At 69.0% G+C, this 24,876-nt stretch carries 28 protein-coding genes; 19 read left to right on the top strand and 9 right to left on the bottom strand.

From position 1 onward, the window contains the following. From TFC3_RS09175 to TFC3_RS09155, 5 genes are all read left to right on the top strand, one after another. Positions 1-1,147 (top strand): glycoside hydrolase family 18 protein (locus TFC3_RS09175; protein WP_067498119.1); only part of this gene is annotated, 1,147 nt, incomplete at its 5' end. Between the two features lie 68 nt (positions 1,148-1,215). Continuing rightward, positions 1,216-2,622, top strand: coding sequence for a class II 3-deoxy-7-phosphoheptulonate synthase (locus TFC3_RS09170; RefSeq protein WP_067498116.1), 1,407 nt, complete (start codon positions 1,216-1,218; stop codon positions 2,620-2,622). A gap of 152 nt (positions 2,623-2,774) precedes the next feature. After that, positions 2,775-3,371 (top strand): hypothetical protein, encoded by a 597-nt coding sequence (locus TFC3_RS09165; protein WP_067498113.1) that lies wholly within the window; start codon positions 2,775-2,777, stop codon positions 3,369-3,371. Further along, positions 3,371-3,883, top strand: a complete 513-nt coding sequence (locus tag TFC3_RS09160; protein ID WP_236718040.1) for a TetR/AcrR family transcriptional regulator — start codon at positions 3,371-3,373, stop codon at positions 3,881-3,883. The genes TFC3_RS09165 and TFC3_RS09160 overlap by 1 nt, the downstream gene beginning before the upstream one ends. Before the next feature lie 49 nt (positions 3,884-3,932). Then, positions 3,933-4,130, top strand: a complete 198-nt coding sequence (locus tag TFC3_RS09155; RefSeq protein ID WP_067498107.1) for a hypothetical protein — start codon at positions 3,933-3,935, stop codon at positions 4,128-4,130. Between the two features lie 105 nt (positions 4,131-4,235). On the opposite strand, the gene TFC3_RS09150 is transcribed toward TFC3_RS09155, so the two are convergent. Further along, positions 4,236-5,087: a helix-turn-helix transcriptional regulator gene (locus tag TFC3_RS09150; protein ID WP_067506296.1), complete on the bottom strand. Its 852-nt coding sequence runs from the start codon at positions 5,085-5,087 to the stop codon at positions 4,236-4,238. A 103-nt stretch (positions 5,088-5,190) separates the two neighbouring features. On the opposite strand from TFC3_RS09150, the gene TFC3_RS09145 reads away from it, so the two are divergent. Both TFC3_RS09145 and TFC3_RS39965 read left to right on the top strand, forming a co-directional pair. Beyond that, on the top strand, positions 5,191-6,180 hold the full coding sequence (locus TFC3_RS09145; protein WP_067498104.1) for an aldo/keto reductase: 990 nt from the start codon (positions 5,191-5,193) through the stop codon (positions 6,178-6,180). 2 nt (positions 6,181-6,182) lie between these two features. Beyond that, positions 6,183-6,308, top strand: coding sequence for a hypothetical protein (locus TFC3_RS39965; protein ID WP_255363753.1), 126 nt, complete (start codon positions 6,183-6,185; stop codon positions 6,306-6,308). Here TFC3_RS39965 and TFC3_RS09140 read toward each other — a convergent pair. From TFC3_RS09140 to TFC3_RS09130, 3 genes are all read right to left on the bottom strand, one after another. Further along, a complete protein-coding gene (locus tag TFC3_RS09140; protein WP_067498101.1) occupies positions 6,285-7,142 on the bottom strand; it encodes a deoxyribonuclease IV in 858 nt (285 codons plus the stop codon). The genes TFC3_RS39965 and TFC3_RS09140 overlap by 24 nt on opposite strands. After that, on the bottom strand, positions 7,133-9,115 hold the full coding sequence (pknB, locus tag TFC3_RS09135; RefSeq protein WP_067498098.1) for a Stk1 family PASTA domain-containing Ser/Thr kinase: 1,983 nt from the start codon (positions 9,113-9,115) through the stop codon (positions 7,133-7,135). The genes TFC3_RS09140 and pknB overlap by 10 nt, the downstream gene beginning before the upstream one ends. Before the next feature lie 142 nt (positions 9,116-9,257). Further along, positions 9,258-9,971: a hypothetical protein gene (locus tag TFC3_RS09130; RefSeq protein ID WP_153040154.1), complete on the bottom strand. Its 714-nt coding sequence runs from the start codon at positions 9,969-9,971 to the stop codon at positions 9,258-9,260. A gap of 77 nt (positions 9,972-10,048) precedes the next feature. Between TFC3_RS09130 and TFC3_RS09125 the strand changes: the two genes are divergently transcribed. Further along, entirely contained in the window at positions 10,049-10,399 is a 351-nt protein-coding gene (locus TFC3_RS09125) for an Rv2175c family DNA-binding protein (RefSeq protein ID WP_067498092.1), read from the top strand. 4 nt (positions 10,400-10,403) lie between these two features. On the opposite strand, the gene TFC3_RS09120 is transcribed toward TFC3_RS09125, so the two are convergent. Then, a complete protein-coding gene (locus tag TFC3_RS09120; RefSeq protein ID WP_067506293.1) occupies positions 10,404-11,459 on the bottom strand; it encodes a polyprenyl synthetase family protein in 1,056 nt (351 codons plus the stop codon). 50 nt (positions 11,460-11,509) lie between these two features. Between TFC3_RS09120 and metF the strand changes: the two genes are divergently transcribed. The 8 genes from metF (at position 11,510) to TFC3_RS09080 (ending at position 17,555) form a co-directional block, all read left to right on the top strand. Next, positions 11,510-12,430: a methylenetetrahydrofolate reductase [NAD(P)H] gene (metF, locus tag TFC3_RS09115; RefSeq protein ID WP_067498089.1), complete on the top strand. Its 921-nt coding sequence runs from the start codon at positions 11,510-11,512 to the stop codon at positions 12,428-12,430. Then, positions 12,427-13,077: a CDP-alcohol phosphatidyltransferase family protein gene (locus TFC3_RS09110; RefSeq protein ID WP_067498087.1), complete on the top strand. Its 651-nt coding sequence runs from the start codon at positions 12,427-12,429 to the stop codon at positions 13,075-13,077. The genes metF and TFC3_RS09110 overlap by 4 nt, the downstream gene beginning before the upstream one ends. A gap of 66 nt (positions 13,078-13,143) precedes the next feature. Next, positions 13,144-13,587 (top strand): HNH endonuclease, encoded by a 444-nt coding sequence (locus TFC3_RS09105; protein WP_067498084.1) that lies wholly within the window; start codon positions 13,144-13,146, stop codon positions 13,585-13,587. 129 nt (positions 13,588-13,716) lie between these two features. Further along, positions 13,717-13,944, top strand: coding sequence for a hypothetical protein (locus TFC3_RS09100; RefSeq protein WP_067498081.1), 228 nt, complete (start codon positions 13,717-13,719; stop codon positions 13,942-13,944). Between the two features lie 20 nt (positions 13,945-13,964). Further along, complete coding sequence (locus TFC3_RS09095; protein ID WP_067498078.1) at positions 13,965-14,441, top strand: MarR family winged helix-turn-helix transcriptional regulator; 477 nt, start codon at positions 13,965-13,967, stop codon at positions 14,439-14,441. 43 nt (positions 14,442-14,484) lie between these two features. Then, a complete protein-coding gene (locus tag TFC3_RS09090; RefSeq protein WP_082771940.1) occupies positions 14,485-15,921 on the top strand; it encodes an MFS transporter in 1,437 nt (478 codons plus the stop codon). Next, complete coding sequence (locus TFC3_RS09085) at positions 15,848-16,345, top strand: hypothetical protein (RefSeq protein WP_082771939.1); 498 nt, start codon at positions 15,848-15,850, stop codon at positions 16,343-16,345. The genes TFC3_RS09090 and TFC3_RS09085 overlap by 74 nt, the downstream gene beginning before the upstream one ends. Before the next feature lie 52 nt (positions 16,346-16,397). Then, a complete protein-coding gene (locus tag TFC3_RS09080; protein WP_067498072.1) occupies positions 16,398-17,555 on the top strand; it encodes an MFS transporter in 1,158 nt (385 codons plus the stop codon). Here TFC3_RS09080 and TFC3_RS09075 read toward each other — a convergent pair. Continuing rightward, the gene (locus tag TFC3_RS09075; RefSeq protein WP_067498069.1) at positions 17,501-18,862 is read right to left on the bottom strand and encodes an FAD-dependent monooxygenase; all 1,362 of its coding nucleotides are present in this window, start codon (positions 18,860-18,862) and stop codon (positions 17,501-17,503) included. The two genes, TFC3_RS09080 and TFC3_RS09075, sit on opposite strands and share 55 nt — an antisense overlap. A gap of 78 nt (positions 18,863-18,940) precedes the next feature. Between TFC3_RS09075 and TFC3_RS09070 the strand changes: the two genes are divergently transcribed. Both TFC3_RS09070 and TFC3_RS09065 read left to right on the top strand, forming a co-directional pair. Continuing rightward, positions 18,941-19,567: a TetR/AcrR family transcriptional regulator gene (locus tag TFC3_RS09070; protein WP_067498066.1), complete on the top strand. Its 627-nt coding sequence runs from the start codon at positions 18,941-18,943 to the stop codon at positions 19,565-19,567. Between the two features lie 94 nt (positions 19,568-19,661). Next, positions 19,662-20,333, top strand: a complete 672-nt coding sequence (locus TFC3_RS09065) for a DUF4190 domain-containing protein (protein WP_161952555.1) — start codon at positions 19,662-19,664, stop codon at positions 20,331-20,333. Between the two features lie 64 nt (positions 20,334-20,397). Here TFC3_RS09065 and TFC3_RS09060 read toward each other — a convergent pair whose 3' ends face one another. Genes TFC3_RS09060 through TFC3_RS09050 form a run of 3 tightly spaced genes read right to left on the bottom strand, consistent with a single transcriptional unit; the run spans position 20,398 to position 23,730 of the window. Further along, complete coding sequence (locus TFC3_RS09060; RefSeq protein WP_067498061.1) at positions 20,398-21,144, bottom strand: succinate dehydrogenase/fumarate reductase iron-sulfur subunit; 747 nt, start codon at positions 21,142-21,144, stop codon at positions 20,398-20,400. After that, complete coding sequence (locus tag TFC3_RS09055) at positions 21,144-23,081, bottom strand: fumarate reductase/succinate dehydrogenase flavoprotein subunit (protein ID WP_067498058.1); 1,938 nt, start codon at positions 23,079-23,081, stop codon at positions 21,144-21,146. The genes TFC3_RS09060 and TFC3_RS09055 overlap by 1 nt, the downstream gene beginning before the upstream one ends. Before the next feature lies 1 nt (position 23,082). After that, positions 23,083-23,730 (bottom strand): succinate dehydrogenase cytochrome b subunit, encoded by a 648-nt coding sequence (locus TFC3_RS09050; RefSeq protein WP_255363802.1) that lies wholly within the window; start codon positions 23,728-23,730, stop codon positions 23,083-23,085. Between the two features lie 176 nt (positions 23,731-23,906). On the opposite strand from TFC3_RS09050, the gene TFC3_RS09045 reads away from it, so the two are divergent. Beyond that, positions 23,907-24,830: a LysR family transcriptional regulator gene (locus TFC3_RS09045; protein WP_082771937.1), complete on the top strand. Its 924-nt coding sequence runs from the start codon at positions 23,907-23,909 to the stop codon at positions 24,828-24,830. The last annotated feature ends 46 nt before the right edge of the window (positions 24,831-24,876 follow it).

The raw sequence follows: 24,876 nt of genomic DNA, 5'->3' as shown, positions 1-24,876 counted from the left end.
GGGCCCGACCACCCCGCCCCCCAGCGGCAGTGGCAAGAACGTGGTCGGCTACTTCGCCGAGTGGGGCGTCTACGGCCGCAATTACCACGTGAAGAACCTGGTCACGAGCGGCTCGGCGGCCAAGCTGACGCACATCCTGTACGCGTTCGGCAACACCACCGGCGGCCAGTGCTCCATCGGTGACTCCTACGCCGACTACGACCGGGCCTACAGCGCCGCGGAAAGCGTCGACGGCGTGGCCGACACCTGGGACGCCGGCGCGCTGCGCGGCTCGTTCAACCAGCTGCGCAAGCTCAAGAAGCAGTACCCGAACCTCAAGGTGATCTGGTCGTTCGGCGGCTGGACCTGGTCCGGCGGCTTCACCCAGGCCGCGGCGAACCCGACCGCCTTCGCCAACTCCTGCTACAACCTGGTCAAGGACTCCCGCTGGGCCGATGTCTTCGACGGCATCGACGTGGACTGGGAATACCCGAACGCGTGCGGCCTGGCCTGCGACAGCAGCGGCCCGGCCTCGTACAACAACGTGATCACCGCGCTGCGCAACAAGTTCGGCAACAGCTTCCTGGTCACCTCGGCGATCTCGGCGGACGGCTCCAACGGCGGCAAGCTGGACGCGGCCGACTACGCCTCGGGCATCGCGAAGCTCAACCTGGTCTTCCCGATGACCTACGACTACTACGGCGCGTTCAACCCGCAGGGCCCGACCGCCCCGCACTCGCCGCTGACCTCGTACGCCGGCATCCCGACCAACGGGTTCTGGTCCGACGCGGCGATCCAGAAGCTCAAGAGCAAGGGCGTGCCGTCCAGCAAGATGCTGCTCGGCATCGGCTTCTACGGCCGTGGCTGGACCGGTGTCACGCAGGCCGCCCCGGGTGGCACCGCGACCGGCGCGGCAACCGGCACGTACGAGCCGGGCATCGAGGACTACAAGGTCCTCAAGAACAGCTGCCCGGCCACCGGCACCATCGGCGGCACGGCGTACGCCAAGTGCGGCAGCAACTGGTGGGGTTACGACACCCCCGCCACGATCGGCACCAAGATGACGTACGCCAAGAACCAGGGTCTGGGCGGCGCCTTCTTCTGGGAGTTCTCCGGTGACACCAGCAACGGTGAGCTGATCTCCGCGATCAGCAACGGTCTCAAGTAACCATCCCACGTATCGGGGCGCCGGGGTCCTCCCGGCGCCCCTTTCGTGTCCACGGATAGGCTTCCACCATGCAACGTGAGTGGCATCAGCTCAGTCATCCCGGGGTCGGTGCGACGGCCCTGCAGACCTCCCGCCCGTCCACCGACTCCGCCGAGGACTCGGCGCTGGGTCTGGACCGATGGCGTGAGCTGCCGCGGGTGCAGATGCCGCCGTGGGCCGACCTCAAGGAGGTCGCCGAGGTCTGCAAGGTGCTCGACAACGTGCCCTCGATCGTCGCGCCCTACGAGGTCGACCAGCTACGCCACCGCCTCGCCGAGGTGTGCGAGGGCCGGGCGTTCATGCTGCAGGGCGGCGACTGCGCCGAGACCTTCGCCGACAACACCGAGAGCCACCTGCTGGCCAACGCGCGCACGTTGCTGCAGATGGCAGTCGTGCTGACCTACGGCGCGTCGATGCCGGTGGTCAAGGTGGCCCGGGTTGCCGGGCAGTACACCAAGCCCCGTTCGGCGGCTACGGACTCGCTCGGGCTCCCGGCGTACCGGGGAGATCTGATCAATTCCCTCGAGGCCGACGAAACCGCTCGGATCGCCGACCCCCAGCGCATGATCCGGGCGTACGCCAACAGCGCGGCGGCCATGAACATGCTGCGCGCCTACCTGGCCGGCGGGCTGGCTGATCTGGCCGGCTTGCACGACTGGAACAAGGACTTCGTGCGCGCCTCGCCGGCCGGGGAGCGCTACGAGGCCATCGCCCGCGAGATCGACCGCACCCTTGACTTCATCCGCGCCTGCGGCATGACCGACGACGAGGCGCTGCGCACGGTCAGCCTGTACTGCTCCCACGAGGCGCTGGCCCTGGAATACGACCGCGCGCTGACCCGGGTGTCCGGCGACAAGGCGTACGGCCTGAGTGGTCACTTCCTCTGGGTCGGCGAGCGCACCCGTCAGCTCGACCACGCGCACATCGACTTCATCAGCCGCATCGCCAACCCGATCGGCGTCAAGCTCGGCCCCGGCACCTCCCCGGAGACCGCGATCGAGCTGTGCGAGAAGCTCAACCCCAGCAACGAGCCGGGCCGGCTCACCCTGATCAGCCGGATGGGCAATGGCAAGGTCCGCGACGCCCTGCCGCCGATCGTGGAGAAGGTGCACGCCGCCGGGGCCAAGGTTGTCTGGCAGTGCGACCCGATGCACGGCAACACCCACGAGTCGTCAAACGGCTACAAGACCCGCCACTTCGACCGCATCGTCGACGAAGTGCTCGGCTACTTCGAGGTCCACCGCGGCCTGGGCACCCACCCCGGCGGCATCCACATCGAGCTGACCGGCGAGGACGTCACCGAGTGCCTCGGCGGCGCCCAGGGCATCGAGGACCTCGACCTGCCCGACCGCTACGAGACCGCCTGCGACCCGCGGCTCAACACTCAGCAGAGCCTGGAACTGGCCTTCCTGGTGGCGGAGATGCTGCGGGGCTGACCTGCGCTCGGACCCGGTGACCCGGTCGGAAGACCGTCGTCGCTGACGATCCACGTGCTCGTGGCCTCCGGGAATTCAGCCGGGGGTCACACCACAACACCTCCTGCCTTCATGGCATTGCAGTCGTATTGCCAACCCGCTACCCTGAACCAATGCGGTCGTATTGGAAAAGGCTCATCCCGCGGTCAGAACCGGCTCCCACCCAGGCGTTCGGCTACTTCAAGGTCATCAAGCCGCTCTACGCCGTCATCATCGTCATGTCGGTGATCGAAATCCCCGGTCTCGACCTGATCGTCGCGCACGTCGTACCTTGGGAGCCCGCTCGCTGGATCGGACTCGCGGTAGGCGTCGCCGGGCTGGTCTGGATGCTCTGGTCCGCCGCCGCGCTTGCCAGGAATCCGCACGTCATCGGGGCGGATGGCATTCGGATCCGGCGGGGGGCGAAGCTCGACATCTTCGTGCCGTGGGACGACGTCGAGCGGGTCAGCAGGCGTGCGCGGGCGCTGCAGGGCACCAAGTCGGTGCAAGAAGAGGACGGGATCCTGCAAATCGGGGTCGCAAGCCAGACCACAATCGACATCCGACTGGTACGACCACAGCGCCTTCCCCTGCCCGAGCACCCGACCGGCCTGGTGTCGGAAGTCCACATCTACGCTGACGACCCGGACGGGTTCCAACGGAAAGCCGAGCAACTGTGCCGAAAAAAGTCGACCCCCAGGAGCGACGTACCCGCATCGCCGACGCGCTGATGCGGGTTGCCGCCGAGCGCGGGCTCGAAGCCGTCAGCCTTCGCCATGTCGCAGCCGAGGCCGGCGTTTCGGCGGGAATGGTGCAGCACTACTTCCGCACCAAGGACGAAATGATGGTATTCGCCTTGGACGTGGTGCGTGAGCGCGGTCAAGTTCGCGTTTCCCGGGCGGTAGCGGAGTTGGGGGAGAACCCGGAACCGCGGGCTTTACTTCGTACCGTGATATCGGCAATTCTTCCTCGCGACGAGGAATCCCGGGGCGACGCCAAAGTGGGTCTTGCCTTTCTTGCCTATACGGCAGTGCGCCCGGAAGCGGCGGAAAGCCTGCGCAAAGACGTTGAGGAGATGATCAGGTACGTCCAAACCCTCGTTCCCGTGCCCGGCGGCGCCGAAGGTTTGCTGGCCATGATGGAGGGACTCGGCCTGTACGTCATCGGCGGTTATTACAGCCTCGACCAGGCCTTGAAGGTCCTCGACGCCCACCTGGACCTGTTGTTCAACGCTGGACCATAATGAGCTTCCCATCCGCCGCGATGAGCAGGCCCTCCTGCGCGCAATAGACATGCTGGAAGCCAGCCGCAACCTCTGGCAGGCCGAAATGGTCGCCTACGCTGCCCGCCGCACCCACCAGAAACCAACCCGCAAAAAGGAACCCCAACCGCTGCCCGCAATCTGGTACGGCCATGAGCGCGCCGCCACCCAATTCCGCCAGAAATGGTCGGCTGCAGCGGATCCCGAGGCGCTCCGGGAACAACGATGACCAGCGGTCGATGCGCCCTCGAGCACCCGGAGATGATCCCGGTCTCCCCGAAGGTGCTCCAGCGCGTCCCGCACCTCCTCAACCTAGGACCCCGCTCAACCCCCGTCACTCACCCGGCAGAGGAGTTGTGAATTCCTCGGTTCCCAGCACCTGCAGCAACTGCAGCCGTTCCCGGCTTTCCGCGTCCGCCGGGGTGAGCACCAGCAACTGCTGCCCCAGATCCGGCGTGACCAGCGTTTCGCAGTCCATCGTCAGCGGCCCGACGCGCGGGTTCATCAGCGTCTTGCGGTCGGCGCGGCGCACCGCCACCTCGTGCTCGGCCCACAGCCGCCGGAATTCCGCGCTCGCTGCCTGCAATTTGCGGACAAGACCTTCCACCGTCGGGTCACCGGATCTCCGGCCTGCCACCGCGCGCAGGTCGGCCACGAGCTGGCGGCTCTGGTGGTCGCTTTGCCCAGCCGGATGCACCTCGCGCATGGGGGGCTCGGTGAACCAGCGGTAGATCAGGTAGCGGCGGTCGCCGGTGAACCGGGTCTGGTCGCCCGCGACCAGCAGCGACATCCGGTTCTGGGCGAGCACTTCGCCGAGGTCGGAGAGCACCATGGCGGGGGAGTCGACGAGCAGGTCGAGCATGCGCAGCAGGCCGGCACGGGCGAGCCGGGCCACCCCGTCAGCGGGTGGCGGCTGGTGGCCGGCCAGATGGAACAGGTGGTTGCGCTCGTCGTCGCTCAGACGCAGCGCCCGGGCCAGCGCGCCGAGCAGTTGGGTGGACGGCTGGCTGCTGCGGCCCTGTTCGAGGCGAACCACATAGTCGGTGGACATGCCGGCCAGCGCGGCCACCTCTTCGCGGCGCAGGCCGGTCGTGCGGCGCCGGGGGCCGTCGGTGAGGCCCACCTCGGCCGGGCGGATTGCCTCGCGGCGCCGGCGCAGGAAGTCCGCGAGCTGATCACGCTGCATGCTCTCATCGTGGCGCACCGCGAGCGCTCCCATCCAGGGAGGCGCACTCCCAGGATGAACTCTCCGCTGCCGCATCCGGTGAGGGCGGCGCAGGCTGAAGGACATGAAGACACGATCACTGGGTACGACCGGACCGTCCGTTTCCGCGCTGGGTCTCGGGGCCATGGGCATGTCGGACGGCGCCTACGGTCCCGCCGACCGCTCCGAAAGCATCGCTACCGTGCACGCCGCCCTCGATGCCGGCGTCACGCTGATCGACACCGGCGACTTCTACGCCATGGGCCACAACGAGATGCTGCTCGGCGAGGCTCTGCGTGGCCGCGACCGGGACAGCTACGTGCTGAGCGTCAAGTTCGGGGCGTTGCGCGGGCCGGGTCAGGAATTCAACGGCACGGACGGGCGCCCCGAGGCGGTCAAGAACTTCTTGGCGTACTCGCTGAACCGCCTCGGCGTCGACTACATCGACATCTACCGCCCGGCCCGGCTCGACCCCGCGGTGCCGATCGAGGACACCGTCGGTGCTGTCAAGGAGATGATCGACGCCGGGTTTGTGCGGCATGCCGGGTTGTCGGAGGTCAACGCCGGGACCATCCGGCGGGCGCACGCGGTGACCCCGATCGCCGACCTGCAGATCGAGTACTCGCTGCTGTCGCGCGCGGTGGAGGCCGAGGTGCTGCCGACGCTGCGGGAGCTGGGCATCGGCATGACCGCGTACGGCGTGCTGAGCCGGGGTCTGATCTCCGGCCACTGGACCGCAGCCGGTCCCGGCGACGCCCGCGCGTTCAGCCCCAGGTTCGCCAGCGGCAACGTGGAGCACAACCTGACCCTGGTGGAGGCGCTGCGCAAGGTCGCCGAGGCCAAGGGCTGCACCGTCGCGCAGCTCGCTATCGCCTGGGTCGCCGCGCAGGGCGAGGACATCGTGCCGCTGATCGGCGCTCGCCGGCGCGAACGGCTCGCCGAGGCCCTGCCCGCGCTGGACGTGCAGCTCGGCGCGGACGACCTCGCCGAGATCGAGCGGGCGGTGCCGGCCGGTTCGGCCCGCGGCGATCGGTACCCGTCGGCGTTCATGTCGAGCCTGGGCGTGGGCAACTAGAGGTGCTGCCCGTCGTGGGGCTCGGCATGCACCACGAGCTGGACACCGTCGTACCCGGCAACAATCAGCCGATGGCGGTGCACGTGATCACCCGGGAGCAGTTCCTACGAGCGCAGGCTCTTCAGTAGCGCGATGTCCGCGGCGTGCCCCTCGTGTTCCTTGGTCGGCGTCTCGACGATGATCGGGATGCCGGCCGTGGCCGGGTGGGCGAGCAGCTCGGCGAACGCTGCCGTCCCGATGGTTCCGGCGCCGATGCTCTCGTGGCGGTCGCGGGTCGAGCCGCAGGCGTCCTTCGAGTCGTTGGCGTGGATCAGCATGAGGCGATCACCCACCGTGCGTACCAGGGAATCCAGCGTGCTGGTCATCCCGCCCGGCGTTGCCAGATCGTGGCCCGCCGCCCAGGCGTGACAGGTGTCGAAGCAGACGCCCATCCACGGGTGGTTCTCGACCGCCGCCAGATAGGGTCCCAGATCCTCGACCTTGGACGCCAGGCTGCGACCACCACCCGCGCTCGGCTCGACGAGCAGCTTGGGCAGACCCTCCGCGGCCGCCCGGTCGAGCAGCGGCAGCAGCGCCTCGCGAAGCTGATGCATCGCCTTCACATCGTGCGCCGGATCGACCGAGCTGCCCGCGTGATAGACCACCGCTTCCGCGCCGATCGCCTTGCCCCGCTGCAGCGCGTGCGCGAGCGTGCCGACCGAACGCTCGACGGTCAGGTCGGTCGGAGAACCCACATTCACCAGCAAGGAAGCATGGATGTACGTCCGCAGCCCCCGTTCGTCGCACCCGTGGCGGAACAGGATGTCCTGCTTCGGGTCACCGGGCGGCAACGCCCACCCGCGCGAGTTGGACACGTAGACCTGGACCGCCTCCGAGCCCGCCGCGTCGGCGTAGGGCAGGGCCGCGTTGGCCAGACCACCGGATGTCCTGGTGTGTGAGCCGACCGGGCGGTTCAGAAGCAATTCAGGACGACCTCCGACTGCGGGGCAACCTGCGTGTTGCCGGCCGGGTTCTGCTGACGTACCGGCGGATTGGGGTTGAACGGGTTGGGATTGTCCACCCTGACCCGCAGGCCCATGCCCTGCAGGGTCTGCGCCGCCTGCTGGCACGGTTGGTTGGTCAGATCCGGCACGGTGACCAGCGGCGGGCCCTTGCTGACCTCAAGCTTGATCGTGTCGTCCTTCTCCGCGCCGGTGCCCGCCTTGGGGGACTGACCGATGATCGTGTCGGCCGGCTTGTCGCTGTCCTTGTACTGCTCGACCACCTGCAGGCCGAGGTTCTGCAACTCGGTGCGGGCGTCGTTGATGTTCTTGCCGCCCAGGTCGGGCACGCTGATCGGCGCCTTACCCTTGCTCACCACGACCGTGACGGTGTCACCGGGCTTGAGCTGCTCGTCGGCCTTGGGATTGGTGGACAGCACGATGCCCTTGTCCGCGGTGTCGCTGTACTGACCGGTGCCTTCCTTGTACTTGAGCTTGCTGTCCTCGATCTGGCCCTTGGCGGCGGACTGCTCGAGACCCACCACGTCGGGCACCGGGTAGCGCTCCGGGCCCAGCGACAGCGTCAGCGTGAGGATGCCGCCCTTGACGATGCGCTCACCGGCGGGCGGGTCCTGGCCGAGCACCACGTCCTTCGGCGCGTTCTCGTCGTAGCGGCCTGCGTCGAAGCGCACCTCGAAGCCCTGCGAGGTGCCTTCCTGCTCGGCGACCGTCCGCGTGCTGTTGAGCAGTTGCGGCGCGTCGGTGTAGCGGCCCAGCGTCACCCACCAGGTGCTGCCGGCGATGGTCAGCACCATGAGCGCCACCGCGACGAGGATGAACAGGCGGCGGCGATCGCCGAGCAGCCCGGTGCGCGCCGGCTCGGGGGCGGCGTAGCGGCGCTGGGCGCTGCGGGTGCGCGGGCCCTGGTCGGGCAGGCGGGCCCAGGCCGGCCGGTCGTTCTTCGCCGCCGACCCGACCGACGGCAGCATCGTGGTGACCGCCGGGACGATCCGGGTGGCGTCGGCGGCCGGTCCGCGCGCGGGCACCTGGCGCAGCAGCGCGGTTTCCACGTTGGCGGCCCCGAGGTCGTCGCGGACCACCTGCACCTCGGCCAGCAGCGCACCGGCGTCGGTGGGGCGGGCGCCGGGGTCGCGGAGGGTGGCCCGGGCGACCAGGTCGTCGAGCACGGTGGGCAGGCCCTTGACGATGCTGGAGGGCGCCGGCACGTCGTTGTCCACGTGCTTCCAGGCGATCTCGACCGGCTCGCCGCCGTCGTAGGGGACCTTGCCGGTGAGCATCTCGAACAGCACGACGCCGGCCGAGTAGACGTCGGAGCGGGCGTCCGAGCGCCCGTCGGTGACCAGCTCCGGTGCCACGTACGCCACCGTGGCCATGAGCTGGCCGGAGTCGTCGGAGGAGCTGGCCTCCACGGCGCGGGCCAGGCCGAAGTCGGCGACCTTGACCACGCTGTCGACCAGGTTGGCGATGCCGCCGCTGGGTGCCTCGGCGACCAGCACGTTCTCCGGCTTGACGTCGCGGTGGACCAGGCCGGCGCGGTGCGCGGCGGCGATGGCCGAGAGCATCTGCTCCAGGATCGCCAGGGCCTCGACCGGGTTCAGCCGGCGGCGCTGGGTGAGCAGGTCGCGCAGGGTGCGGCCCTGGACGTACTCCATCACCAGGTAGGGCAGACCCTGGTGGCGGCCCTGGTCGTAGACGGCCACCACGTTGGGGTGGGTGAGCCGGGCGATGGTCTTCGCCTCGTCGGTGAAGCGGTCGACGAAGTGCACGTTCGTCGCCTGCGAGGGGTGAATGATCTTCAGCGCGACGGTGCGTTCGAGCCGGTCGTCGACCGCTGTGTACACGGTCGCCATGCCACCACGGGCGACGCGGCCCGTGATGCGGTAGCGCCCGTCAATCGTCGTGCCGATCAACGAGTCGGCGACAGTCATGTCCATCGGCGTGAAGTGTATGTGGCCTTGTCCGCAAGGTGGTCCAGGATCTCCCAGCTGAGACCGAATGGGTACAGCGTGTCGTGCCCACCTGCGCAAATAGTGAATAAGGCCCGCCGGGCGGCGGGCCTTATCGTGACAAATCGGATCAGTCGGCGTGCGAGTGGCTGGACTGCTTCGTGGCACTCGGCGGGTTCAACGGCGCACCGCTCGGCTCGGCTGTGGGCGCCGGCGGGGCCGGCTGCGTGCCCGGCTGCGTGCCCGGCTCGCTGGCGGACGGCGTCGGCGACGGGTCCTGCGGCGTCGACGGCACGAAGGTCGGCGTCGGCACCGGCGGAGCCAGGCAGCACTCGCCCGGATCGGCGGGCTCACTCGTCGGCGCCACTGTGGTGCGTGGCGGCTGCGCCGGTGTCACCACGGGCCGCGGAGGCGTCGTGGCCGGTACGGCCGTGGTGGGAATCACCCGGATTGTCGACCGCGCTGGAGCCTTGCGAACCGTTTTGGTGCCCGCCCCGAAGCCCTCATTGGACAGCTCACGGCGGGGGGTGTTGCCCGGCGCGGCAGCAGCCAGCGGGTACGGCTCCACACCCTCGTCGTTGTCCCCGGCCAGCGTGCCGATTCCGTTGACCACGGCGAAGTAGCTGCCCGTGGCCCCGGCTACCGCCAGCACTCCGAGCGCCGCCACCGCAGCGGGCCGCCGGGGCCGCCGGTGCACCCCGGCACCGCCGAACGTGCTGAGCCCCGTGCTGGTGACCTCCGCATGGTGATCACCAGCGGGCGGGGTGTTGCGCCGGCCCAGGTCGTAGCGCAGCGAGCGCCACGCGCCGGCCACCTCCGTACGGGTCCTGCCCCAAAGGGTCATCGCGCCTTCTTTCCTTCTCCGCCGGCCGGGGCGGTCCCGGCTGGCTGGCAGACAACCCGCCATGGCACGCTGGTCGGGTGACCGAATCCGTAACCAAGGGCCCCACCACCTGGGTCAATCTGCCGGACGTCGCGGAGCGGCTCGAGGTGTCGATCAGCAAGGTGCACCAGCTGATCCGCGACCGCCATCTGCTGGCGGTCCGGCGCGACGGCATCCGCGTGGTGCCCGCCGAGCTGGTGGCCAACAGCACCGTGCTCAAGCACCTCCCCGGCATTCTCACGCTGCTCCACGACGCTGGGTACAACGACGAAGAGGCCATCGGGTGGCTCTACGAACCCGACGAGACGCTGGATGGCTGCGGGGCCAAGGCGCTCGGCGGGGACAAGGCGCGCGAGGTCAAACGGCGAGCTCAGGCCCTCGGGTTCTAGAGCGTCAAACGGCGCGCCGGGTAGCCGCCTCGGCCAGCTCCAGCAGCACCGTCCTCGCCTCTGCGTCGATGCCGGGTTCCTCCAGCGCGTCCAGAGCGGTGGCGGTCAGCGTCGAGATGTGGGCTTCCACGCGGTCCAGCGCGCCCGTGGACGTGATGATCTCGCGCAGCCCGTCGATCTCCCGCTCGGAGATGTCGGACCTGCCGAGACCGTGGTCCAGCTCGCTGCGTTCGGTTTCGCTGGCTTTTTCGTACGCCGCCGCGATCAGGTACGTCCGCTTGCCCTCGCGCAGGTCGTCGCCGGCCGGCTTGCCGGTCTGAGCCGGGTCGCCGAAGACGCCCAGCACATCGTCGCGGTATTGGAACGCCTCGCCCAGCGGTAACCCGTACCTCGAATAAGCCGTCACCACGGCCTGGCCCGCCCCGGCCAGCGCGGCCCCCAGCAGCAGCGGGCGCTCGATCGTGTACTTGGCCGACTTGAACCGGGCGACCTTGCCGGCCCGCTCCACCGACGTGTCCCCGGTAACGGGCGTGAGCACGTCGAGGTACTGCCCGACGGTCACTTCGGTGCGCATTTCGTCGAACACCGGGCGCGCCCGCACCAGCGCGTCCGGATCGGCCCCCGAGCCGTGCAGCAGCTCGTCCGACCAGACCAGCGCCAGATCGCCGAGCAGCACCGCCGCGTTGTCGCCGAACGCATCCGCGTCCCCGCGCCACCCCGCCGCCAGGTGCCGGGCCGTGAACCGCTTGTGCACCGACGGCTCGCCGCGGCGGGTGTCCGAGCGGTCCATCAGGTCGTCGTGGATCAGGGCCGCCGCCTGCACCCACTCCAGCGCGGCCACCGCAGCAACGACCTGGTCGCAGTCCTGGCCACCGGCACCGCGGTAACCCCAGTACGCGAACGCGGGCCGCAGCCTCTTGCCGCCGCGCAGCACAAACGCCTCCAGAGCGTCCGCCACGTCGGCCAGCGAGTCGTCGATCGCGAGCAGCCGGGTGCGCTGCGCAGCCAGGAAACCGGTGAGAGCCTTGTCGACGCGGGGCCGCAGGCCGGCGCGTTCCAGCGGGGAGGTCACGCCGCCCAACGTAGCCGCTGGGCTTGTAGGGTGGAGCCGTGGCTACCGGTCTTCCTTCTCGCCTGCCCGCGACGCCTTCCATCGGCGACCTCATCCGGCGGCCCGGGCCCACGTTCTCGTTCGAGTTCATGCCCCCCAAGACGCGCGAGGCCGAGCAGTTGCTCTGGCAGACGATCCGCGAACTCGAGCCGCTGCGCCCGGACTTCGTGTCGATCACCTACGGCGCCGGCGGCAGCACCCGCGACACCACTGTCGACGTCACCGAGCGGGTTGCCACCGAGACCACGCTGCTGCCCATGGCCCATCTGACGGCGGTGAACCACTCGGTCGCCGAGCTGCGCAACGTGATCGGGCGGCTGGCCGGAGCCGGCATCCGCAACGTGCTCGCGGTGCGCGGTGACCCGCCCGGTGACCCGACCGGCGAGTGGGTGCAGCACCCCGACGGAGTGCTGTACGCCGAGGATCTGGTGCGGCTGCTGAACGAGGTCGGCAACTTCAGCGTGGGGGTGGCGGCTTTTCCGTACAAGCATCCTCGCTCGGCCGACACCGGCGCCGACACCCGCAACTTCATCCGCAAGTGCCGCGCCGGCGCCGATTTCGCGATCACCCAGATGTTCTTCGAGGCCGACGACTACCTGCGGCTGCGCGACCGGGTCGCCGCGGCCGGCTGCGACACCCCGATCGTGCCCGGCGTCATGCCGGTGCTGCGGATGGCCACCATCGCCCGCTCGGCGCAACTGTCCGGAGCGCCGTTCCCACCCGCGCTGCTGAAGCGCTTCGAGCGCGTCCAGGAAGATGCCGACGCGGTCCGCCGCCTGGGCATCGAGCTGTGCAGCGAGATGTGCCAGCGGCTGCTCGACGAGGGCGTGCCCGGCATCCACTTCATCACCATGAACCGCTCCACCGCGACCCGCGAGGTCTGGCAGCACCTCGCGGACGCGCCCGCCGCTGCAGCGTGACCTGGCAGGAGTACGCGACCGCCTGGTCCGCGCTGCACGGCGGTTTCGACCCACGCTCGGCGTCGCCCCTGGTCCGTGGCTGGGTGCGGCTGGCCTGGCGCGGCGGCACCGTGCTGGCCCGCCTGGGCGTCGGCCCGTCCACGGTCACCACCATCGGGCTGGTGCTGTGCGCGCTGGTGCCGTTCGTGCCGCTGCCGACCGGGGCGGTGCTGGTGCTGCTGGCCGCGTTCGCCGACGCCTTCGACGGGGCTGTGGCCGTGGTGACGGGCAAGGTCAGCCGGCTCGGCTTCGTCTACGACTCGGCCGCCGACCGGCTCGGCGAACTGGCCTGGCTGGCGGCGTTCTGGGTGGCCGGTGCGCCCGGCTGGCTGGTGGTGACGGCGCTCGCGGTGAGCTGGCTGCACGAGTACGTACGGGCTCGGGCGGCGGCGAGCGGGATGGCCGAGATCGGCGCGGTGACCGTGGCGGAGCGACCCACCCGGGTGTCCGTGGCGATCAGCGGCCTGGTGGTCGCCACCCTCGCCGGCGTGGTCCACCCGGGCTGGGAGAGCACCGTGGTGCTGATCGCGGTGATCGTCTGGGTGGCCCTCGGACTGATCGGATTGGCGCAGCTCACGGTGGCCGTCCGGCGTGCGCTGACCGACTAAATCCGTTGTCCTGACGGCGCTGTCGTCTTACCTTTTGGTCACGTCCCCGGGGGGAGGTGACCTGTCATGAGCGTGGTGCTCGTCCTCAACGCCGACTTCGGCCCGTTGCACCGGGTCAGTGTCCGGCACGCCATCCGCATGCTGTTCCGCGAGGTTGCGGTCGTGGAAGAAGCCCAACCGGACACCCACATCGGGGTGTTCCCCATCCCGACCGTGGTGCGCCTGGTCAGCTACGTCGTGACGCGCTGGCGTCACAGCCGCGGCCCGGCCTGGTCCCGAGCCGGCGTGCTGAGCCGCGACGGCCGGCGCTGCGCGTACTGCGGTGGCACGGCTTCGACCATCGACCACGTCCTGCCGCGCTCGCGCGGTGGTGAGAACAGCTGGAAGAACACCGTCGCCGCGTGCGGGCGTTGCAACCAGCGCAAGGGGGACCGCACCCCGGCGGAGGCGCGGATGCCGCTGAGCTGGACGCCCTGGGCGCCCAGCTGGACGCAGGCGGCCGCGCTGTAGGGAACGCGACCGGCGAGCCATCAAGACTGCCTTCAGTCCCTATAAGGCGGCGGGGCGGTTGGACGGGGGGTTCGCCGGTCGTCCTCTCTGCGTAGGAAGAGCGTCGTTGATCAGGTCGTCGATCTGCTCGTGATGCTGAGGTTCCTCGCCCAGGATGCCGGCGCCGGCGCGCAGCCCGTGCTCTGTGCCGCCCTGGCCGGCATCCCCGGCGGCAGCTTCGCCGGGCCCGAACACCTCGCCCACATGCGCGGCGGCGCCGAATTCGTCGGCCGCTCCAGGGCCGCCCGTGACGCGGAGCTGGCCCGCCGCCTGTGGACAGGGTCCGAACAGCTCACGGGATCATCCGTTACGAGATGATCCGGCGGTAGGATCGTTGGATGGCTCAGCAGGCTCCCGAACGAACCGTGCGCGACCTCACCGGCATGCTCAACGTGGCCGGCCACGCCCTGACCAACCGCTTGGCCGCCGCGCTGGCTGAGGTCGGCCTGACCCCCCGCATGCAGTGCATCCTCGTGCACGCCCTGGAGGAGGAGCGCACCCAGATCCAACTCGCGGCGCTGGCCAACCTCGACAAGACGACCATGGTGACCACCGTGGACGACCTGGAGGGCAGGGGATTCGCCCAGCGTCGCCCATCGGCCATAGACCGTCGTGCCCGGATCATCGCGGTCACCGAGGCGGGTCGCAGAGCCGCCGAGGAAGGTCAGCGCATCGTCGACGAGGTGCACGGCCGAGCGCTCCAAGCCCTGCCGTCCGAGGTTCGCGACGCCTTCGTCGTCGCGCTCGCTCAATTGGTGGACGACCGGGACGACGACCTTCCCAAACCGGTCCGCCGAGCCCGGCAAACCAGGTGACAAAGAGATAGTCCACATCTAGACCATCTGCTACGGTCGGGTCATGACACCCAACCGGGCTCTGGCAGTGCTCTGTACAGCGGCACTCATGATTGTTCTGGACAGCACGATCGTGGCCGTGGCCGTACCCGTCATCCAGAACGATCTCGGGTTCTCGCCCGCCGGCGTGGCCTGGATCGTCAACGGCTACCTGATCGGCTTCGCTGGCTTCCTGCTGCTGGCCGGGCGCCTCGGCGACCTCATCGGCGCCCGCACGGTGTTCCTCGCCGGCCTGGCCACCTTCACCGCCGCGAGCGCCCTGTGCGGCCTCGCCCCCACCGCCGCTCTGCTGGTGACCGGCCGTTTCATCCAGGGCGTCGGCGGGGCTTTGGCCTCCGCCGTCATCTTCGGCATAATCGTGCGACTCTTCCCCGGCCCGGCATCGCAAGCCCGCGCCATCGGCGTCTACAGCTTCACCCAGGCCAGCGGCGCTGCGGTCGGGTTCGTGGCCGGCGGCCTGCTCACCGAGGCGGCCGGCTGGCCGTGGATCTTCCTGGTCAACCTGCCGATCGGTGCGGTCGCCCTGATCGCCGCGCTGCGCGTGATCCCCCGGGACGCGGGCCTGGGCCTGAGCGAGGGCCTGGACATCCCCGGAGCCGTACTGATCACGATCGGTCTGTCGGCCGGTGTCTTCGCCATCGTTGACAGCCGGCTGGCCCTGGGCGCCGCGGCGGTGCTGCTGGTGCTCGGCTTCCTGGTCCGCGAACGCTTCGCCCATAAGCCCCTTGTGCCGCTGCGTGTCCTGCGCAACTCCCGGCTGCTCATCACCTGCGCAGCCATGGTGCTGATCTTCGCCACCGGCATGGGCTTTCAATTCATCATGGCCCTGTACGCCCAGCACGCCCTCGGCCTTGACGCCATCGGAACCGGCCTGGCGTTCCTTCCCACCCCGATCGTGATCGGCCTGATGTCCCTGCTGGTGGCGCCCAGAACCACGGCCCGTTTCGGGGTACGCCCCGTGCTGATCGCCGGCCTCATCTTCCTGGCTGCCGGGTTGCTCCTGCTGGCCCGCATGCCCGCCGCCGCCACCTACGGGACCGGCATCCTGCCGCCCCTGACCATCATGGGCCTCGGTATCGGCGTGGTCATCCCGGCGATCATCATGCTGGTCATGTCCGAAGTGGCCCCCGCCGACACCGGCCTGGTCTCCGGCCTGGCCAACACCGCCCAGCAAGCGGGAGGCGCGCTCGGCCTGTCGGTCCTCGCCGTTGTCGCCGCCCAGGTGCCGGCCTCGGAGGTGGGCGGGTATGCCCGTGCTTTCCTGGTGGCCGCGGGCTTCGTCCTCGGGGCGGTTCTGCTGGCCCTGGCCGGCGGTCGCCGACGGACGGGGCCATGTCAGCCCGAGCCTGTCAACGTATTGTTGACAGATGGGCGAGGGGCCGATCTCGGAGGTCCTCCAGCAACTGGCGGAGATCCAGCCGGCGCGGGCCAGGCTCGATGAGCGTGAACTGGAGCTGATCGACAGGGCTCGGCAAGCCGGCGACACGTGGATGCAGGTGGCCGCCGCGCTGGGGTTGTCCAGCCGGCAGGCCGCCGAGCAGCGCCGGCAGCGGCTGGCCGGGGCGGCTCGGGCTCGGCGCAAGGAGCAAGACCTGCGCTACGCCCACAGCATGGTGAATCTCCGCGAAGCCGTCGACGACCTGCACCGCAGCATCGCGGCCGACCGGCGATGGACGAGCCGTTTCACCCGCGCCGCCCTCGTGCGCACGACCATCGAGATTGCCCTCGACGCTCCGCCCGGCGGGCTGTTCGCGCTCACCGCTCAGGCCGTGGAGGACCTCACAGGCACGGACCAGCGGAGCCTTCCCGGGTACGTCCGGCTGGCTTACCGCAAGGTGCAGGATGTGTTGTCAAGCAACGGTTGACACAAGTGCCGGGCATTGCTCGTACCACATGCAGGTCTTGACGATGTGAGTCGTGCAGACTCAACGTAACGCTGTCCTGTTCGTGGCCACCTCCCTTCTGTCCGGGCTCGGCAGCAGCGCCATGGCCCTGGTGTCGGGCATCTGGATCTTGGACCTGACCGGTTCTCCGAGCCGAGCCGCGCTGGCCGGGCTCGCCGTCTATCTGCCGACCCTGGCCGGGCCGGTGCTCGGGCGGCTCGTCGACCGCTTGCCCCGCCGGCTGCTGCTCATCGCTACGAACCTCCTGCTCGCGGCCTCCCTGCTCAGCCTGCTCACCGTCTCGTCCCCGGCCCACGCCTGGCTCGTCTACACCGTCTCCTTCGTGTACGGCACCAGCTACGTCCTCCTCGACGCCGGCGAATCCGCAGTCCTCCCGTCCGCCCTGCCACCGACGGAACTCGCTACGGTGAACGGCTGGCGATCCAGTGCCCAGGAAGGCATGAAACTCATCGCCCCACTGGTCGGCGCCGCCCTCTACGCCTGGCACGGCGGCCACCTGGTCGTAGCCGTCAGCGCCCTTCTCCCGCTGGCAGGCGCACTGCTCTACGGCTTGCTGCGACTGCGCCCGCCCACCCCGCGCGCCGCCACCGTAAGGGCGGGTCTCCAAACCACCCCCACAGTGCGAAGGACCGTGGCCGTAGCCGCCGTTGCCATTGGTATGTCAGCATTCGCCACCGCCGCCCAGTACGCGGTGGTGACCGAGGACCTGAATCTGCCGAGCACCTTCCTCGGCGTGCTGGTCAGCGCGCAGGGCGCCGGCTCCGTTGCAGCAGGCATGGGCGTCGGCCGGTTGATTGCCCGGCGCGGTGCCCTGGGTGTCGCGGTTGCCGGTGCAGCGCTGTACGCCGTCGGGCTGCTGGTGCGCTGTCTGCCGTGGTGGCCCGCACTTGTGGTGGGTGCGGTCATCGGCGGCGCCGGTCTCCCGTGGACGTTGATTGCGGCGGTTACCGCGGTGCAGAGCGACACTCCGGATCACCTCCTCGGCCGGGTCTCCGCGACCGCCAACGCCGTGATGTTCGGCCCCGTCGCGCTCGCCAACCCGCTCGGTGCGCTGGCCGTGCACCTGGGCGCGCGGCCCGTGTTCGTGATCGGCGCGCTGGCCTGCCTGGCCACGGGCTACGGCACGAACGTCGCCAAGTCGGCGGGGTCCTCGGTGACGCGGGCAATGTAGTTGTCCGGGCGTACCAGGAAATAGGTTGGCTTCTGGACGTCGTAGATGTCGTGTGCGTCGATCGTGAAGCTGTCCACGCCGGGCACCGTCGGGGCCGGGGCATCCACTGCCAGCAGCGTCCAATGCGGACCGCGCAGCAGGTCGAACACCCGCCTGCCGTTGCCTGGCGCGTCGGGTGCCCGATCGCCGGCTCGCACCCGGCCCGGCTCGGCCCGGTGGTCGACGGCGAGCGAACTTCCGCGGTAGTTGAGCGATAGCTGACGCAACACCGGGTCGTCGCGTCGCAGGGCCGTCTCCGGATCCTCGCTGTGACGCTTGTGCAGCCGCGAACTGATGCCCAGCACCGCGGCGGCGACCGGCAGGCGCTCCTCCTCGTAGGTGTCGAGCAGCTTGTCGTCCCCGCTGGCCAGCTTCCAGCCCAGGTTGTAAGCGTCCTGCACGCCTGTGTTGAGCCCTTGACCGCCGGCGGGGGAGTGCACGTGCGCGGCATCTCCGGCCAGGAACACGTTGCCCACGCGGAAGCGGTCGACCATGCGCATGTTCGCCCGGTACATCGACCTCCAGCCGACGTCCTGGAACGTGACCTGCGGCGCCACCTCGGCCAGCGCGTCGGTGACGGACGTAGCGTCCGGCGCGGTCAGTTGCCACAGATCGGTGCCGGGCAGGGGGCACAGTCCGAGCTTCTGCGAACGCCCGTCTGGTCCGGGCCAGATGTGCCAGGCGTCGCGGCTGAGCCCGGTCAGTCGCACGTCGGCCACCAGCATGGTCTGCGTCTCGAACGTCTCGCCCTCGAAGCCAACACCTAGCTGCGCCCGCACGGTGCTGCGGCCACCGTCCGCGCCGGCCAGGTAGTGCGTGGTGACCGTTTCGCCGGTGCTCAGCGTGACGTGGACGCCGTGCGCATCCTGGCTGAAGGTGGTGACGCTGACGCCATACTCCACGGTGCCTCCGAGTTCGGTCAGGCGGTCGGCCAGCAACTGCCCGGTACGGAACTGGGGAACCATGAGCGCGTTGGGGTGCGGGACGTCGGGCGTCGGCTCGTGCAACTCGTCCATCCGCCAGTCGACCTGCTGGCCGTCCGGCCTGTGGATGCGCAGCGGCGGGTAGTCGGCTCCGGCTGCTAGAAAGCGGTCGAGCACACCGAGGTCGTCGAGCGCTTCCAACGTACGAGGCTGCAGGCCCTTGCCCCGGGAGCCTTCGAACGGATGCGGTGACGCCTCGACGATGCGATGCGCAACGCCCCGTCTTTGCAGCTCGATGGCGAGCGTCAAACCGGTAGGTCCAGCCCCCGCGATGATCACGTCCATGACGTCTCCCGTCGAGTTGGATGAATCAAAATTCAGTGAACTCGGATTCACCGTAGGGTGGCTGATACCGTCTGTCAAGTGACGGCTGTGGGGGCGCGGAGGCAGCAGGCTGCGCAGACCGAGGCGGAACTCAAAGCCGCAGCGGTGCGCGTTTTCGGGCGATCGGGCTATCTGAATGCCAAGATCACCGACATCACGGCGGAGGCCGGGCGGGCAGCCGGTTCGTTCTACAAGCACTTCACCAACAAGGAGTCGTTGCTGGAGTCGCTGCTGGCCGACGTGCTGCACCAGGGTGACGAGTCGGTACAGCTCGAAGGGCACGATGACGACTTCAGCAACCGCGACGCAGTGCGCTGGCACGTCGCCCTCTACTGGGACTTCCACCGGCGCAACCGGGTGCTGCTGGACGCGCTGCGGCAGGCATCGACCATTGACGTGGTGTTCGCCCAGCGGTTGCGCGATCTGACCGAGCCGGACGTGCTCCACATGGCCGGCCACCTGCAACGGGCTCGCGACTCCGGCCTGGCCCTGCCGGGAGATCCGGTGGTGCTGGCCAGCGCTTTCGCCGCGCTCATGTCACAGTTCGCGGCGACCTGGCAGGCCGGTGAGGGCCCAGATCTGGGCCGGGAGCTGGATGACGACGAGGCGATCGAGACGCTGACCTCACTGGTCTACTCCGGAATCGGCGGCTGCGCCCAGCAGTAATCGCGCAACTACTTGTCGCAATGATGCCTATTCGAGACCTGTCCACGCAGCCAAGGGACAGCAAGTTCACAGGCGGACCGTTACCGTGCTCGGCGTGACTGACCAGCCTTACGGTTCCGCGCCTGCGTCGCAGGCGCCATATGGAAACTACCCAGGTGCCCCGGCACCGGCTCCGCAGGACACCTCCACCAACGGCTTCGCCATCGCGTCGCTGGTAACGGGTATCTTCGGGCTCAACCTGTTCGCCATCATCTTCGGCTTCGTCGGCTTGTCGCAGATCAAGAAGAGCGGGCAGAAGGGGCGTGGCCTGGCGATCGCCGGCATCACGCTCGCGATCCTCTGGATCATCGGCCTCATCCTGCTGTTCGTGCTGGTGCTCAACGCTGCCAACGACGTCAAGGAGCAGGCCAAGCCGAACTACACCGGCGACGTGCGGGTGACGAACCTCAGCGCCGGCGACTGCGTCAACGGCATCAAGGAGTCCACCTCGCTGCAGAACCTGCCGAAGACCCCCTGCACCGGCAAGCACGAGGGCGAGGTGTTCGCCGTCTTCGACCTGCCGGCCGGCGACTACCCGGGCGCCGACGCCGTGGCCAAGCAGGCCGAGGACGGGTGCACCAAGCGCTTCGACAGCTACTCCGACACCAAGGACGAAGCGATCCAGTTGTTCTACCTGCACCCGCTGGAAGCGTCCTGGAAGATCGACCGTGGCGTCACCTGCATCGCCACCAAAGAGGGCGGCCTGACCGGCTCGCTGAAGAAGTAACGCCTTTACGGACAAGCAAAGCGGGCCCGGACATCATTGTCCGGGCCCGCTTTGTGTCCTGAGATCAGCGGCGCTTGCCAACCGCCTTGCGGTAGTCGGCGTTGAGCCGGCCGATCAGGTTCAGCGGGATGCCCTTGGGACAGACCTCGGCGCACTCGCCCATGTTGGTGCAGCCACCGAAGCCGGCCGCGTCCTGGGCGTCCAGCATGTCCACCACCCGGCTGTCGCGCTCCGGCTGGCCCTGCGGCAGCAGCCCGAGGTGCGCGACCTTGGCCGCGGTGAACAACATGGACGAGCCATTCGGGCACGCCGCCACACACGCGCCGCAGGCGATGCAGGTGGCCGCCTCGAACGCCGCGTCCGCGTCCGGCTTGGGCACCGGCGTGGCGTGCGCGTCCGGGGCCGTGCCGGTGGGAGCGGTGATGAAGCCACCGGACTGGATGATGCCGTCGAACGCACCGCGGTTGACGACCAGGTCCTTGATGACCGGGAACGCCGCCGCCCGCCACGGCTCGACGTCGATCACGTCGCCGTCCTTGAAGTGGCGCATGTGCAGCTGACAGGTGGTGGTGGCCCGCTCGGGACCGTGCGCCACGCCGTTGATCATCATGCCGCACATGCCGCAGATGCCCTCGCGGCAGTCGTGGTCGAAGGCAACCGGGTCGTCGCCGTCGAGGATCAGCTTCTCGTTGAGAACGTCGAGCATTTCGAGGAAGCTGGCGTCGGGGGAGATGTCTTTGACGTCGTACGTGACCATCTGACCCTTGTCCTGAGGGCCGGACTGGCGCCACACGCGTACCTGGATGTCCATTACTTGTAGCTCCGCGTGCTCGGGTGGACGTATTCGAAGTCGAGGTTTTCCTTGTGCAGCGTCGGGGCCTGCCCGGTGCCGCCGAACTCCCACGCGCCCACGTAGCTGAACTGGTCGTCGTGACGCAGGGCCTCGCCGTCGGGGGTCTGGCTCTCGGCGCGGAAGTGACCACCGGCGGACTCGGCGCGGTGCAGGGCGTCGATGCACATCAGCTCGCCCAGCTCAAGGAAGTCGGCGACGCGGCCGGCCTTCTCCAGGTTCTGGTTGAGCTGTTCGCCGGTGCCGGGCACCTTGACCCGGCTCCAGAACTCCTCCCGCAGCCCGCGGATCAGACCGATCGCCTTGGTCAGGCCCTCCTCGGTGCGCTCCATGCCGCAGTACTCCCACATGATGTGGCCGAGTTCGCGGTGGAACGAATCCACTGTCCGGTCGCCGTTGATCGAGAGCAGCTTCTGCACGCGCTCCTCGACCTGGGTGCGAGCGGCGACGACGTCCTCGTGGTCCGGCGTGATTTTCTCGTACGGACCAGAGGCGAGATAGTTCGCCAGGGTGTGCGGCAGCACGAAGTAGCCGTCCGCGAGACCCTGCATGAGCGCCGACGCACCGAGCCGGTTGGCGCCGTGATCGGAGAAGTTCGCTTCGCCCACCACGAACAGGCCCGGGATCGTCGACTGCAGGTCGTAGTCGACCCACAGCCCGCCCATCGTGTAGTGCACGGCGGGGTAGATGCGCATCGGCACCTCGTACGGGTCCTCGCCGGTGATGCGCTGGTACATCTCGAACAAGTTGCCGTACTTGGCCTCCACGGCGTCGCGGCCCAGCCGGGAGATCGCGTCCGCGAAGTCCAGGTAGACACCGAGCCCGCCGGGGCCGACACCGCGACCCTCGTCGCACACGTTCTTGGCCGCGCGCGACGCGATGTCACGGGGCACCAGGTTGCCGAACGACGGGTAGATCCGCTCGAGGTAGTAGTCGCGGTCGTCCTCGGGGACGTCGCCGGGGGCCCGCTTGTCGTCGCCGCGCTTGGGTACCCAGACCCGGCCGTCGTTGCGCAGTGACTCACTCATGAGCGTGAGCTTGCTTTGGTGCGTACCCGATTCCGGAATGCAAGTGGGGTGGATCTGGGTGTAGCACGGGTTGGCGAACAATGCGCCCTTGCGATGGGCGCGCCACGTCGCAGTGACGTTGCAGCCCATGGCGTTCGTCGACAGGAAGAAGACGTTGCCATAACCGCCGGAGGCCAGCACGACGGCGTCGGCCAGGTCGATGGTGATCTCACCGGTGACCATGTCGCGCACCACGATGCCGCGGGCCTTGCCGTCCACGATGACCAGTTCGAGCATCTCGTGACGCGCGAACATCTCGATGTTGCCCAGACCGATCTGGCGTTCCATCGCCTGGTAGGCGCCGAGCAGAAGCTGCTGACCCGTTTGGCCCCGGGCGTAGAACGTCCGCGACACCTGGGTGCCACCGAACGAGCGGTTGTCGAGCAAGCCGCCGTACTCGCGGGCGAAGGGCACACCCTGCGCCACGCACTGGTCGATGATGTTCACGCTGACCTGCGCGAGCCGGTAGACGTTCGACTCGCGGGCGCGGAAGTCGCCGCCCTTGACGGTGTCGTAGAACAGCCGGTAGATCGAGTCGCCGTCGTTGCGGTAGTTCTTCGCGGCGTTGATGCCACCCTGCGCGGCGATCGAGTGCGCGCGCCGCGGGGTGTCCTGATAGCAGTACGAGCGGACCTTGTAACCGGCCTCGGCGAGCGTGGCCGCGGCGGAGCCACCGGCCAGCCCGGTGCCCACCACGATGACGCTCAGCTTGCGGCGGTTGGCCGGGTTGACCAGCTTGGCGGAGAACTTGCGGCGGTCCCAGCGGGTCTCGATGGGTCCGTCCGGAGCGGCCTGGTCGACGACCGGCTCGCCTTCGTTCCAGAAATTCATGTCAGTCCACCAATCCGGTGAGCACGGCGAACGGCACCGACAGGTAGCCGACGACCAGGACGACGGAAAGGACCAAGGCGACGGCCCGGGCGACGCGCTCGCCCTTCTTGGTCTGCTGGCCCAGCGTGCGGATCGAGCTCCACAGCCCGTGCCGCAGGTGGAAACCGACGGACACGATCGACAGCGTGTAGAACAGCGTCACGTACCAGCGGGAAGGGGCGAAGTCGGCCACCACGTTCGCGTACGGCTGCCCGGGCGCCCCGTGCGGGTTCAGCGTGCCGGTCGTCAGGTCGAGGATGTGGTAGACGATGAACAGCAGGATGATCACGCCACCCCAGCGCATCGTGCGCGCGGCATAGCTGGCCTGCACCTTGGGACGGTGGGCGTAACGCACCGGCCGGGCCTTGCGCGCGCGCCGGGCCAGGATGGTGGCGATCGCGATGTGCGCGATGGCCGCCACGGTCAGCACGAACCGCTGGATCCACAGGTACCAGTCGTTGGGCAGCAGAGGCGTGCCGATCGAGCGCAGCCAGTGCGCGTAGTGGTCGAACGTCTCGGCGCCGAAGAAGATCTTCAGGTTGCCGATCATGTGCGCGTACAGGAAGCCGACCAGCAGCAAGCCGGTGACCGCCATGACCAGCTTGAGCACGACCGAGGAGCGTGCCCCGGCCGGCCGGCGCTTACCCTTGGCGGCCGGCACCGTCTTGGCCGGACCTGCCTTCTGCACCGGGGGAGTTTTCGTATCTACCGCCACTCCTTGGACGGTAAGAACCTCCGAGCGATTCGTCTAATGCATGATCGGGTAGGTAAGCATAGAGGTAGGCTATCGAAGTGCAGCTTCAGCAGCTCCGGTACTTCCTGGCAGTCGAAGAAACCCGGCATTTCACCCATGCGGCGGATATTGTGGGCGTCTCGCAGCCCACTTTGAGTAAGCAAATTCACAGCCTGGAATCAACCCTCGGCGCGCCGCTGTTCGAACGCGTCCGTAACGCGGTGGCGCTGACCGCGGCTGGCGAAACCCTCTTGCCGCTCGCCCGCCGGATGGTCGCCGACGCGGATGCCGCCCGCGATGCCGTGCAGGAGATCGTCGGTCTGCGCCGGGGCCGGGTTCGCGTCGGCGCCACGCCCAGCCTCTGCTCGTCGCTGGTCCCGGGCGTGCTGCGTCGCTTCCGGGCCGAGTATCCGGACGTGGAACTCGTGGTCAACGAGGGCAGCTCGCAGGACATGATCGCCCACCTTCTCGCCCGCGACCTGGACCTGGCCCTGATCGTGCACCCCGAGCAGGGCGTCGACCCGTCCCTGCACGCCGCTCCGGTGCTGCGCGAGAGCCTGGTGGTGGCCTCCATGGCCTCCGAGCCGCCGCTGACCGGGAAGGATCAGATCGAGCTGACCGACCTGCGGAACACCCCGATGGTGATGTTCCGGGCCGGTTATGACCTGCGCGACGTGACGCTGGAGGCCTGCGAGCTAGCGGGCTTCACGCCGCTTTTCGCGGTGGAGGGCGGCGAAATGGACGCGGTGCTGGCTTTTGTCGAGGCGGGACTCGGGGTGGCCCTGGTGCCGAGCATGGTGCTGGCCAACCGTCCGCTGCTGCGGGCCACCCCACTGGCCCCGCCCGGAATGCGCCGAACCATTGCCTTGGCTCACCGGCGACGCGCCATTCTTCCGCACGCCGCCGAGGCCCTGCGGGCCACAGTGCTGTCGCATATCGCGACGGGGGAGCTACCGGTCGGGGTGCACCCGCTCTAGAAAAATCACGATGTCGTACGCCCGCAGCACATCGGGACCATCCCCT

It is taken from the genome of Actinoplanes sp. TFC3 (genome assembly GCF_001553785.1).
Taxonomy (GTDB): Bacteria; Actinomycetota; Actinomycetes; order Mycobacteriales; family Micromonosporaceae; genus Actinoplanes.
The sequence above is the reverse complement of the archived record's forward strand: the minus strand, read 5'-3'. Positions and strand labels throughout refer to the sequence as shown.